This is a genomic window from Caldimonas caldifontis (assembly GCF_002930615.1).
Classification (GTDB): Bacteria; Pseudomonadota; Gammaproteobacteria; order Burkholderiales; family Burkholderiaceae_C; genus Caldimonas; species Caldimonas caldifontis.
In genome coordinates this window covers 107,654-119,699 of record NZ_PSNX01000004.1, presented here as the reverse complement: position 1 = coordinate 119,699, position 12,046 = coordinate 107,654, and the positions used below count along the sequence as shown (strand labels likewise).

The window sequence follows — 12,046 nt, the reverse complement described above, 5'->3', positions numbered from 1 at the left end:
AAAGCTACTTGCGCAGGCCCATCACCACCAGCACCAGGCCGGCGGCGATCGCCACACCGCCGGCCCATGACGGGACGCGCTCCTCCTTGCGCACCTCGGCCTTGAGACTGCCCACCTGGAAGACGGTTTCGTTCTGCGTGAACGAGAGTCCCTGGAAGAGCACGACCCCACCCAGCACGATCAGGGCGGCGCCAACGATGGCGTAGACGGTTTTCATGTTGTCTGTCTCCGGACGACGAGGCCACACGGCCTCTCAGGGTCGCGACTCTACACGCTCGGCCAGGGCCCGGGCCTGGTCGGTCCAGGGTCCGCCCAGGGCAAGTGCCTCCTGCGCAGCGGAGCGGGCGCGCTCTCGCTGACCCAGCTCCAGCGCCACCATGCCCAGGTTGATCCAGGCCGCCGCACTCGCGTGGCGCCGTGCCGCGGCCTCGAAGGCATCCGCGGCCTCGGCCCGGCGTCCCACGCGGTACAGGCTGTTGCCCTGCCCCACCATGAGCGTGAGGTTGTCCGGCCAGCGCGTGCGCGCGGCCTCGTAGGCACGCAATGCCGCGGCCGGCTCGGCTTGCCGCTCGAAGGCCACCAGGGCCTGCGCCATGTCGGCTTCCGTGGCCGTGCGCGGCAGGCGCCCGGGCGCCAGCGTCACGAACGACCAGTGACCGGACCTCGCCCAGGTGTGCTCGAAGGTCCGCATCGACAGGCGGTGCCGCGCATCGTCACCGGAGCGCAGCAGCATCTCCGACAGGTCCAGGTCGTAACCCACCGCCACGGCGTAGTGCCAGGCAGGGGCCATGGCCAGGCCCAGGTTCTGCAGCACCAGCACGGGATGCCCAGCCGCCAGTTCGGTGCACAAGGCTGCCAGGGTGGGAGGCAGCGGGACGGCCACGGCCCCGGCCCCCCGGGCTGCCGCCAGCATCTCGATCTGCAGCGAACCGTGGCGCCCTGGCAGATAGACCTTGGGCACCAGGTCGGCCGGCGTGACAGCAAAGCCCTGGGCCTGCAGCACCGTCGCGAGGCTTTCCGGACCGCACAGGTCGGGCCCGGTGCGCGGGAAGAACGGCGTCTCGGCCAGTTCGATGCGGCGTGGCAGGTCAGCGCCGGCGGCCCCATGTCGCAGGGCTGCCGTCTGGCTCGCGCAGCCAGTCAGGCCGACGGCCATCACGGCCGCACCGGCGAGCCAGGTGCGGCGCGACAGGGAATGTGTCAACGAACCGATCGGGTGAAGGGGAAGACCTTGGTCAGCCCCAGGATGTCGGTCACCAGCAGCAACACGAAGATGAACACCAGGGCACCCAGCACGCCGGCCCCCGCGGGCGCTTCGTCGATCTGGGCCACCAGTCGCTGAGCTTCCTCGTCGCTGAGGGCATTCACACGGGCACGAGCCTGCTCGGGCGTGACACCCCACTGCTCGAGCTTGGCCACCAGTTCGGGGCGGTCCAGTGCCGCCGCCAGGCGCTCACGGGACGCATCACCCTCAGCGCTGCGCGCCGCCACAGCCTGCTCCTGGGCCACCTGCTCGGTGGTGATGAGCGTGAGCTGACCCGGCTGAGCCAGGGTCACGGTGCACAAAGCCAGAGAGACAGTGAACGCAACGACTCGTTTGAACAGGGACATGAGTGACTCCTTTGATTTTTGACCATCATGCCGCTTCCAAGCCGGCGTGGAAACGGTCGGACGTCGCCATTCTGCGATGAAATTTTCCCATTCTCACCCTGGAGCCCCAGCAGACTGTTTACAAATGTGATCACACCTCGGGTAAGTCCCGGGTCTGCTACCCTCCGCCGGCTTCCCTGACTGATCTGCTGTCTTGTCCTCGACCCCTTCGCCTGCGCATGCCCCTGCCCCGCCCCCCACCGGCGTGGTGGTGCTGGCCTTGATGCTCCTGCTGGGCACCCAGCCGGTATCGACCGACCTCTACCTGCCCTCGCTGCCCTCGCTGCCCGGCCTGTTCGGTGTGCCGCTCACCACGGTGCAGCTCACGCTGAGCGTGCTGGTGATCAGCTTCGGGGCCGGCCAGCTCGTGCTCGGGCCCGTGGCCGACCGCTTCGGGCGCCGCCCCGTGCTGCTGGGCGGCCTGGCGCTGTACACCCTGGCCAGTGCTGTAGCGCTGGGGTCGCCCCACATCGCCTGGCTGATCGCCTGCCGGGCGGGGCAAGGGCTCGGGATGGCGGCCTGCGTGGTCTGCGCCCGCGCGATGCTGCGCGACCTCTACGACCCGGCCCAGGGGGCTCACGTGATGGCGCGCGCGGCCACCTGGATGGGGATCCTCCCTGTGGCCGGCCCCATCCTGGGCGGCTACCTGGAAACCACGCTGGGCTGGCGAGGCGCCTTCGGGGTGCTCACCCTCTTCGGCGCAACGGGCCTGGCCGTGATCGCCCTGCGCCTGCCCGAAACCTTGCGCCAGCCGAATCCGGCCGCTCTGCAGCTGCGCCCCCTGCTGCACAACTGGCGCGTGGTGCTCACGCACCGGGGCTTCTGGGCCTACACGGCGGTCTCCAGCTTCACCTATGCCGGGCTGTTCTGCTTCATCGCCGGCTCATCCTTCGTGATGATCGACGTGCTGGGGCTGTCGCGGCGCGAGTACGGGTTTGCCTTCGCCTTCGTCACCTCGGGCTTCCTGATCGGCTCGGCCCTGTGCCGCCGTCTGGTGCCGCGCCTGGGGATGGTGCGTTCCATCCGCGTGGCTGCCTTCGTTTCGCTGGGCGCCGGCGTGGCGATGGCCGGCCTCGCCCTGGCGGGCGTGCATCACCCGCTGGCGCTGATGGTCCCGGCCTTCGTCTACACCCTGGCCCATGGGATCCACCAACCCTGTGCGCAGGTGGGCGCCGTGGGGCCCTTCCCCACGCGCGCCGGCGCCGCCACGGCCTTGTCCGGATTCCTGAGCATGGCGCTGGCCTTCGGCATGGGCTACTGGATGGGCTGGAGCTACGACGGCACCGTGTATCCCCTCACCTTGACCATCGCCTTCTGGTGCTTCGCGCTGGCCTTCGCAGCGCTCGTGGGGGTGGGGCGGCATGGTCACCCCACACCGGCCACGGCGCTCGAAGCCCGGGACAATACAGTGCGATGAGTGCTGCCTACCTGTGCCTCGCCGGGCCCACCGCCTCGGGCAAGACCGCCGCCGCCCTGGCCCTCGCCCGGGCCCTGCCCATCGAGATCGTGAGCGTGGATTCGGCGCTGGTCTACCGCGGCATGGACATCGGCACCGCCAAGCCCAGCGCTGCCGAACGCGCTGCTGTGCCCCACCATCTCATCGACCTGATCGACCCGACCGAGGCCTATTCCGCCGCACAGTTCGTCGCCGACGCCACCCGGCTGGTGGGCGACATCCGCGCGCGCGGGCGGCTGCCGGTGCTGGTGGGCGGCACCCTGCTCTACTTCAAGGCCCTGTTCGATGGCCTGGACACCCTGCCGGCAGCCAACGCCGCCATCCGCTCGCAGATCGACGCCCGCGCGGCCGAACTCGGCTGGCCGGCTCTGCATGCCGAGCTGGCCCAGATCGACCCGGTCACTGCGGCCCGCCTGTCCCCCAATGACAGCCAGCGCCTGCAGCGTGCGCTGGAGGTGTGGATGCTGAGCGGCCGGCCCCTCTCGCAATGGCACACCGGCGCTTCGCGCGCGCCGCAGGACCGCCCCACGCTGATCGCCCTCGAACCCGAGGATCGGACCTGGCTGCACCACCGCATTGCAGAACGCTTCGAGGCCATGCTGGCGGCGGGGCTGGTGGACGAGGTGCGCGCCCTGCGGGCACGCGGCGACCTCAGCCTGGAGCGTCCCTCGATGCGCTGCGTGGGCTACCGGCAGGTGTGGGAGATGCTCGACGGCCACTTCCCGCCGCAGACGCTGGCCGAACGCGGGATCGCCGCGACACGCCAGCTCGCCAAGCGCCAGCTGACCTGGCTGCGCAGCATGCCCTGGCGCCAGCGCGTGGCCTGCGACCAGCCCGATGCCGTCGCGCAAGTGGTGGCCCTGGCCCAGGCGTGGGCGCAGGAGAACCTGCCATGAGCGAGCCGATCCTGCGCCTGGTGGGCCTGGCCAAGCGCTATGGCGATACACCCGTCTTCGAGGGCGTGGACCTCGAGCTGCGACCCGGCCGCTTCATCGCCCTGCTGGGCGAGTCCGGCGTGGGCAAATCCACGCTGCTCAATTGCATGGCCGGGCTCGACACGCCCACGGCAGGCCGTGTCGAGCTGATGGGGCAGGACCTTGCCGCGCTGGACGAGGCCGGGCGTGCACGGCTGCGGCGCACGCACCTCGGCTTCGTCTTCCAGGCCTTCCATGTGCTGCCCCACCTGAGCGTGGCCGACAACGTGGCCCTGCCGCTGCTGCTGCTTGGGCGGAACGACCCGCAGCGGGTGCGTCAGGCCCTGGCCGATGTGGGCCTGGAGGGCCTGGCCGAGCGCCTGCCCGCGCAGCTGTCCGGCGGGCAACTGCAACGCGTGGCCATCGCCCGCGCCCTGGTGCACCGGCCCGCCCTGCTGCTGGCCGACGAACCGTCAGGCAACCTTGACCCGGACACCGCCGCCCGGGTGATGCAGGCCCTGGCCTCGCAGGTGCGCGAACACCAGGCCGCCTGTGTACTCGTGACCCACTCGCAGGCGGCAGCGGCCCACGCCGATCGCGTGTTCAAGCTCACGCCGCACGGGCTGCGCAGCCTGACCTGAATCCCTACCATGCATGTGGGTTTTGCTCGTCGACGTTGACGAGCATCAAGCCGGGTTTGCGGGTTGCTCCCTAGAGTTCGCGATCGTTCCGAACTGACCGCCACGCGCGGCCCTTGCCATGCCCATCGAGCTCTACCACCAGAAGGGCCACCAGTGCCTGATGTTCAGCGACACCACGGTCGAAGACAACGAGGCCGTGCAGGCCAACCAGTTCTTGATCGTGGACAACGACACCGGTGCCATCATCGATCCGGGCGGCAACCTGGCCTACAGCGAGCTCTACCTGGGCATGACGCGGCACTTCCCGCCGCATCAGCTCTCGGCCATCCTGGCCTCACATGCCGACCCCGACATCATCGCTTCCCTCGATCGCTGGATGACGGCCACCACCGCACCGGTCTACATCTCCCGCGTGTGGGAGCGCTTCGTGCCGCACTTCTGCAAGCCGGGCAAGACGGCCGGCCGGGTGATCGGCATTCCCGACCCGGGTCTGCGCATCCGGGTGGGTCGCGGCGAACTCTGGGCGCTGCCGGCGCACTTCCTGCACGCCGAGGGGAACTTCCAGTTCTACGATCCCACCAGCCGCATCCTGTTCTCGGGCGACCTGGGAGCCTCGATCGGCAAACAGGTCGATCCCCGCCGGCCCATCACCTCGCTGGCCGCACACATCCCGGCCATGGAAGGCTTCCACCGCCGCTACATGGTGTCGAACAAGGTGCTGCGCCTGTGGGCCCGCATGGTGCGCACGCTGGACATCGAGATGATCGTGCCCCAGCACGGCGCCCCGATGGCCGGCGCAGCGGTGCGGGAGTTCATCGAATGGGTGCAGGACCTGTCGTGTGGCGTCGACCTGCTGGGCGATGCCCACTACACGGTGCCCACCACCTACGCCTGACCCGTCGATTCGACGATCGCAAGCTCCGGGAGCAGCTCCTGCACCGGGGCACCGCGGACGCGGTTGCGGCCAGCCCGCTTGGCTTCATAGAGTGCCTGGTCGGCGTCGCGGATCAGCGCGTCCACACTGGCATGACTGGCGTGCAAGGCCGCCACGCCCAGGCTCACGGTGGCCGTGACGGCCTGCCCTTGCCACTGCACCACCAGGTCCTGCACCTGATGGCGGATGCGCTCGGCGATCGCCAGCGCACCGGCCAGGTCGGTCTGGGGCAGCAGCACGATCAGCTCCTCGCCGCCGAAGCGGGCCAGCACGTCCGTGCCACGCAGCGAGGCGCGACATTGCAGCGCCATCTCGCGCAGCAGATGGTCTCCGCACTGGTGTCCGTGGGTGTCGTTCACCTGCTTGAAGTCGTCTGCATCGAGCAGGATCAGGGCCAGGGGCATGTGATGGCGACGTGAGCGCAGCCATTCGAGTTCGGCCCGTTCCATGAAGTGGCGACGGTTGTAGCAGCCCGTCAGCTCGTCGGTGACCGCCAGTTCGGCAATGCGCTGGCGCGAAGCCTCGAGCTGGAAGATGAGGCGCAGCACACCGTAGCCCACCACCGGCCCCAGCAGCAGGACACACGCCGAGGCGATCACCATGCCCAGCCCGAGCGACCCTTGACCGGCCAGACGGATCATCACGTAGGTGATGGCCAGGGACACGACCCAGACCAACATCACCAGGACCACCGTCGCCCTGGGCAGGCCCAGGGCAAGCACGACGCGGCGCAGCCGATCGGACCTCGGGGAGGTTTCCGGCAGCGTGACACGTGGCGGAGTTGGTAAAGGCACGGGCGATGCGAGTTGCGCGCAACTTTGCATAATCGCACGCAACTGATCCCAAAATCTGCCGCCGGCCCGCCGTTACCCCCCCCTGAATGAGGGGGTCGCTGGACCGGCGCGAGGCCCCTTCCTGGCAAGGCTTTCCGGCCCCGGCCGACAATGTCTGAGTGACAACCGCTGCCCCATCGCCGTCCTCGGCCAATGGTGAAACGGCGGGCAGCCCCCTCCCCACCCTGCTGCGCCGCCTGTCCTGGCCGGAATGGCGCCATCACCCCTGGCGCCATGGCATGGCATGCGTGGCGGTGATGCTGGGCGTGGCACTCGCCTTTGCGGTGCACCTCATCAACCAGTCGGCGCTGGGAGAGTTCAGCGCCGCCGTGCGCTCGCTCAACGGCGAGCCTGACGCCCAGCTGCGGGCCCTGCAGGGGCCTCTCGATGAGGCCTGGCTGGGCCGGGTGGCCCGCCAGCCCGGCGTGGCAGCCGCCAGTCCGGTGATCGAGCTGTCCACCTACGCCCGCCGCCCCGAGGGCCCACGGGTGGCCCTGCGCCTGATCGGCCTCGACCCGCTCCTTGCGCCCGCCCTGTCGCCCGACCTCGTCCCCCGGCTCGCCGAGGGCCAGGACCGCCTGGCCCTGCTCGCGCCGGACACGGTGTCGCTCAATGGCAGCGCCCGGCAGGCCCTGGGTGTGCGGCCCGGCGAGACGGTGGAGGTGCAGCATGGCCTGGCCTGGCGCCGCCTGCTCGTGGTGGGTGACGTCGCTGCCGCCGGCCCCCCCGTGGCCGTGATGGACATCGCCGGCGCGCAATGGCAGTTCGACCGTCTGGGCGGCCTCAGCCGCATCGATCTGCGCCTGGAACCCGGCGTGGCGCTGGCGACCGTGGTGCGCGAGCTGGCCCTGCCCGCCCCGCTGCAGGTTCACACCCCGGATCAGGCGGCGCAGCGCGTGTCGAACATCTCACGCGCCTACCGCGTCAACCTCACGGTGCTGGCCCTGGTGGCGCTCTTCACCGGGGCCTTTCTGGTGTTCTCGGTGATGTCGCTGTCGGTGGCCAAGCGCGTGCCCCAACTGGCCTTGCTGGGAGTGCTGGGCCTGGACGCACGGCAGCGCCTGCGCCTCGTGCTGGCCGAGGCAGCCGTGCTGGGCGGCCTGGGCAGCGCGCTGGGACTGGCGCTGGGCACCGGACTGGCGGCCTCGGCGCTGGCCCTGCTGTCCGGCGACCTGGGCGGCGGCTACTTCCCTGGCGTTGCGCCTCGCCTGCAGTGGTCGCCTGGCGCCGCACTGGCCTATGGTGCGTTGGGGGTGGCGGCCGCGCTGGCCGGCAGCTGGCTGCCGGCCCGCATGGCGCAGCGCCTGGCCCCGGCCGAGGGGCTCAAGGGCTTGGGGCTCGCCACCTCCGGGGCGCCACGGCCGCACCTTGGCCTGGCGCTGATCCTGGTCGGCGCGCTCGCCGCCCTGCTGCCCCCTGTGGCCGGGCTGCCGCTTTTCGCCTACCTCGCCGTGGCGGCGGTGCTGCTGGGCGGCATGGCCTGCGTCGCTCCGGTGGTGCGCGGCCTGACGCGCCTGGGCCTGCCCCTGGTGCGCCGCCATGCTGGCGGCCTGCTGGCACTGCAGCGGGCGCGCCATCAGAGCCACACGGCCACCGTGGCCGTGGCGGGTGTCGTCGCCAGCCTGAGCCTGGCCGTGGCGCTCACGACCATGGTGGCCAGCTTCCGCTCGTCGGTGTCCGTATGGCTCGATGCCGTGCTGCCGGCCGACCTCTATGCGCGCACGGCCGGCAGTGCGGCAGCGGCCGAATCGGCCTTTCTCGACCCTGCCTTCGTCGACGCGGTGCGTGGCGTGCCGGGCGTCGCTCGCCTGGACACCCTGCGCCTGCAGAGCCTGCAACTCGATCCCCGGCGTCCGAGCGTGACACTGATCGCCCGACCGCTGGACCGCCCCGAGCAGGCCCTGCCGCTCACCGGCGAGCTGCGGCCTGCGCGGGCCGGCGCCGTGTCCAGCTATGTCAGCGAGGCCATGGCCGACCTCTACGGGGCCCGCCCGGGCACCTGGCTCGAGTTGCCGCTGGCGCCCCAGCAACCCGCCGTGCGCACCTGGGTGCGCGGCCTGTGGCGGGATTACGCCCGCCAGCACGGCAGCGTGGTGATCGACAGCCGCGACTTCCAGCGACTGAGCGGCGACGTGCGCGTGAACGACCTGGCCCTGTGGCTGGACGAGGGCGCGCGCACCGGCGAGGTCCAGGCCGCCATCCGTGCGCTGGCGCCGGATCCGGACGGGCTGGAGTTCGCCGAGCCGCGCGAGATCCGCGCCCTGTCGCTGCGCATCTTCGACCGCAGCTTTGCCGTGACCTACTGGCTGCAGGCCGTGGCCATCGCCATCGGGCTCTTCGGCGTGGCGGCCAGCTTTTCCGCCCAGGTGCTGGCACGGCGCAAGGAGTTCGGGTTGCTGCAGCATCTGGGCTTCACGCGCCGCCAGGTGCTGGGCATCGTCGCCGGCGAGGGGCTCGTGTGGAGCGGTGCCGGCGCGCTGCTGGGCCTGGCCCTGGGGATCGGCGTGAGCGTGATCCTCGTGCACGTGGTCAACCCGCAGAGCTTTCACTGGACCATGGACCTGTTGCTGCCCTGGAGCCGGCTGACTCTGCTGGCGGCTGCGATGGTGGCGGCCGGCCTGCTGACCGCGATGATGGCCGGCCGCGCCGCCGCCTCGCGCGAGGCAGTGCTGGCCGTGAAGGAGGACTGGTGATGCACAGGCGAGCGGTGCTGATGGCCCTGGCAGCCTCGACGCTGCGCGCCCCGGTTGCGCTGGCACAGGGCCAGGTACTGCCTGGCACTGCCCTGCACTTTCCGCGCGACCACGGCGCCCACCCGGACCATCGCACCGAATGGTGGTACATCACCGGCGAAGTCCATGCACCGGACCGGCCCCTGCCCTATGGCTTCCAGATCACCTTCTTCCGCTCGCGCAACGACCGCGCCGGCGACAACCCCAGCGCCTTCACACCGCGCCAGCTGCTGTTCGCGCATGCCGCCGTGACCGACCTCACCGGTCGCCGCCTGCTGCACGACCAGCGCATCGCCCGCCAGGGCTTCGGCCTGGCGGAGGCCTCCGAGGCCGACACGGACCTGCGTCTGCGCGACTGGACGCTGGCCCGCCAGGGCTCGCCCGGCCGCAGCCGCTACACCGCCCGGCTGCCGTCCCGCGAATTCACGCTGGAGCTGAGCTTCGCCCAGACCCAGCCCGTGCTGCTGCAAGGCGAGGACGGCTACTCGCGCAAGGGCCCCGAACCCGCCCAGGCCAGCCACTACTACACCCAGCCGCAACTGGCCACCACCGGCCGGCTGCGCCTGCACGGCCAGGATCTCAGCGTCACCGGCCGCGCCTGGCTCGACCATGAGTGGAGCGAGGCCCTGATGCACCCCGAAGCGGTGGGCTGGGACTGGATCGGCATGAACCTCGATGACGGCACGGCGCTCACCGCCTTCCGGCTGCGCCGGCGCGACGGCAGCGCGCTGTGGGCCGGCGGCAGCTGGCGCCCGCCGGGTCAGCCCACGCGCAGCTTCGGCGCCGACGAGGTGGTCTTCCATCCCCGGCGACACTGGACCAGCCCCGCCACGGCGGCCCGCTACCCGGTCGAATGGGACGTCGAGACCCCCGTCGGCCGCTTCCGTGTGCACACCCTGCTCGACGCCCAGGAGCTCGACAGCCGCGGTTCCACCGGCGCCATCTACTGGGAAGGCCTGAGCGAGCTGCGCGACGCCCGGGGGCGGCGGCTGGGGCGCGGCTACCTCGAGATGACCGGCTACGCCTCGGCCCTGCGGCTGTGACCCCGCGCGCCTACACTCGCCCCATGTCGTCCACCCCCGTTGCCTCCACGCCGTTGCCGCTGCGCAGCGACGAGCCGGCCAAAGCCCGGTCCGTCGCCGGCCTGCGTGGCCTGGGTCCCTTCGTGCGGCCCTATGCCGTGCCCATCGCGCTGGCCGGTCTGTTCCTGGTGCTGGCAGCCCTCACGATGCTGGCCTTTCCCTGGGTGCTGCGTGCGCTCATCGACCAGGGCCTCGTCGGCGCCGAGCCGGGCGAACGCCTGGTGGCGCTGCGCGAGCACTTCGCCTGGCTCTTCGTGGTGGGCGTGGGCCTGGGCGTCTTCTCGGCCGCACGTTTCTACATGGTGAGCTGGCTGGGCGAGCGCATCACCGCCGACCTGCGCACCGCGGTCTACGGCCACGTGCTGAGGCAAAGCCCGGAATTCTTCGAGACCACGCAGACCGGCGAGGTGCTCTCGCGCCTGACCACCGACACCACGCTGGTGCAGACGGTGGTCGGCTCCAGCCTGTCGATGGGCCTGCGCAACACCGTGATGGGCCTGGGCGCGCTGGTGATGCTGGTGATCACCAACCCGCAGGTGATGAGCTATGTGCTGGGCATCATGCTGCTGGCCCTGCTGCCGGCGCTGATCATCGGGCGGCGCGTGCGCAAGCTCTCCCGCGCCAGCCAGGACCGCGTGGCCGACACCAGCGCGATCGCCGGCGAGGTGCTCAACGCCATGCCGGTGGTGCAGAGCTACACCGCCGAGGACCGCGAGCGCGAGCGCTTCAGCCAGGCCACCGAGCGCGCCTTCGGCACGGCCGTGCGCCGCACCCGCATGCGCGCGCTGCTCGTGGCCTTCGTGATCATCGCCAACTTCGGTGCGCTGCTGTGGTCGCTCTACGCCGGCACGCGCGCGGTGCTCGAGGGCCACATCAGCCCCGGCCATTTGGCGCAGACGGTCGTGCTGGTCACGATCCTCATCGGCTCGGTGGCCGTGCTGTCGGAGGTGTGGGGCGACCTGCTGCGCGCCGCCGGCGCCACCGAGCGCCTGATGGAGCTGCTGGCCACGCGCTCGCCGATCGCCGACCCGGCCCGTCCGGTGGTACTGCCACCCACGCAGGGCGGCTCCTCGGTGCGCCTGATGGGTGTTCGCTTCCACTACCCCTCGCGGCCGCGGACGCTGGCGCTGGACGACGTCACGCTGGACGTGCGCCCCGGCGAGACCGTGGCCCTGGTGGGCCCCAGCGGCGCCGGCAAGAGCACGGTCTTCCAGCTGCTGCTGCGCTTCTACGACGTCCAGCAGGGCCGCATCGAGATCGACGGCGTGGACGTTCGCGAGGCCTCGTTGGCCGAATTGCGATCGCGCATCGGCATCGTGCCGCAGGACAGCGTGATCTTCTCGGCCAGCGCGATGGACAACATCCGCTACGGCCGCCCCGGCGCAAGCGACGACGAGGTCATCGCCGCCGCGAAGGCGGCCCATGCCGACGGCTTCATCCGCGCCCTGCCCGAAGGCTATGCCAGCTTCCTGGGCGAGCGCGGCGTGCGGCTGTCCGGCGGACAGCGCCAGCGCCTGTCCATCGCCCGGGCCATCCTGAAGAACCCGCCGCTGCTGCTGCTCGATGAGGCCACCAGCGCGCTCGACGCCGAAAGCGAACGCATGGTGCAGGCGGCCCTGGAGGCCGCGATGGCCAACCGCACCACCCTGGTCATCGCCCACCGCCTGGCCACCGTGCAGCGTGCCGACCGCATCGTCGTGATGGAGCACGGGCGCATCGTCGAGACCGGCACGCATGGCGAGCTGGTGGCACGCGGCGGGCTGTACGCCCAGCTCGCGGCGCTACAATTCGAGAGCGCATGAAT

Annotated in this window: 11 protein-coding genes; 7 read left to right on the top strand and 4 right to left on the bottom strand. The window is 71.1% G+C overall.

Annotation, left to right across the window (positions count from 1 at the left end; genetic code table 11):
• Positions 1 to 4 precede the first annotated feature (4 nt).
• The 3 genes from C1704_RS05815 to C1704_RS05805 are packed head-to-tail and all read right to left on the bottom strand — an operon-like array spanning position 5 to position 1,611.
• On the bottom strand, positions 5 to 217 hold the full coding sequence (locus C1704_RS05815) for a hypothetical protein (protein ID WP_104301796.1): 213 nt from the start codon (positions 215 to 217) through the stop codon (positions 5 to 7).
• 36 nt (positions 218 to 253) lie between these two features.
• A complete protein-coding gene (locus tag C1704_RS05810; RefSeq protein WP_104301795.1) occupies positions 254 to 1,204 on the bottom strand; it encodes a PA2778 family cysteine peptidase in 951 nt (316 codons plus the stop codon).
• Positions 1,201 to 1,611, bottom strand: a complete 411-nt coding sequence (locus tag C1704_RS05805) for a PA2779 family protein (protein ID WP_104301794.1) — start codon at positions 1,609 to 1,611, stop codon at positions 1,201 to 1,203. Before C1704_RS05805 ends, C1704_RS05810 begins: the two co-directional genes overlap by 4 nt.
• A 193-nt stretch (positions 1,612 to 1,804) precedes the next feature.
• Here C1704_RS05805 and C1704_RS05800 point away from each other — a divergent pair, with 193 nt between their 5' ends.
• From C1704_RS05800 to C1704_RS05785, 4 genes are all read left to right on the top strand, one after another.
• A complete protein-coding gene (locus C1704_RS05800) occupies positions 1,805 to 3,067 on the top strand; it encodes a multidrug effflux MFS transporter (protein ID WP_146076036.1) in 1,263 nt (420 codons plus the stop codon).
• Positions 3,064 to 4,002, top strand: coding sequence for a tRNA (adenosine(37)-N6)-dimethylallyltransferase MiaA (gene miaA, locus C1704_RS05795; protein WP_104301792.1), 939 nt, complete (start codon positions 3,064 to 3,066; stop codon positions 4,000 to 4,002). The genes C1704_RS05800 and miaA overlap by 4 nt, the downstream gene beginning before the upstream one ends.
• A complete protein-coding gene (locus C1704_RS05790) occupies positions 3,999 to 4,661 on the top strand; it encodes an ABC transporter ATP-binding protein (RefSeq protein WP_211286865.1) in 663 nt (220 codons plus the stop codon). The genes miaA and C1704_RS05790 overlap by 4 nt, the downstream gene beginning before the upstream one ends.
• Positions 4,662 to 4,779: 118 nt before the next feature.
• On the top strand, positions 4,780 to 5,556 hold the full coding sequence (locus C1704_RS05785; RefSeq protein ID WP_104301791.1) for an oxygen-binding di-iron domain-containing protein: 777 nt from the start codon (positions 4,780 to 4,782) through the stop codon (positions 5,554 to 5,556).
• On the opposite strand, the gene C1704_RS05780 is transcribed toward C1704_RS05785, so the two are convergent.
• Positions 5,547 to 6,275 carry a GGDEF domain-containing protein gene (locus C1704_RS05780; protein WP_170064636.1) on the bottom strand — a complete coding sequence of 243 codons (729 nt, stop codon included), beginning with the start codon at positions 6,273 to 6,275 and terminating at the stop codon, positions 5,547 to 5,549. The two genes, C1704_RS05785 and C1704_RS05780, sit on opposite strands and share 10 nt — an antisense overlap.
• A gap of 272 nt (positions 6,276 to 6,547) precedes the next feature.
• On the opposite strand from C1704_RS05780, the gene C1704_RS05775 reads away from it, so the two are divergent.
• Genes C1704_RS05775 through C1704_RS05765 form a run of 3 tightly spaced genes read left to right on the top strand, consistent with a single transcriptional unit; the run spans position 6,548 to position 12,044 of the window.
• Positions 6,548 to 9,121: an FtsX-like permease family protein gene (locus tag C1704_RS05775; protein WP_419186782.1), complete on the top strand. Its 2,574-nt coding sequence runs from the start codon at positions 6,548 to 6,550 to the stop codon at positions 9,119 to 9,121.
• Complete coding sequence (locus tag C1704_RS05770) at positions 9,121 to 10,203, top strand: lipocalin-like domain-containing protein (protein WP_104301788.1); 1,083 nt, start codon at positions 9,121 to 9,123, stop codon at positions 10,201 to 10,203. Before C1704_RS05775 ends, C1704_RS05770 begins: the two co-directional genes overlap by 1 nt.
• A gap of 23 nt (positions 10,204 to 10,226) precedes the next feature.
• Entirely contained in the window at positions 10,227 to 12,044 is a 1,818-nt protein-coding gene (locus tag C1704_RS05765) for an ABC transporter transmembrane domain-containing protein (protein WP_104301787.1), read from the top strand.
• Positions 12,045 to 12,046 lie beyond the last annotated feature (2 nt).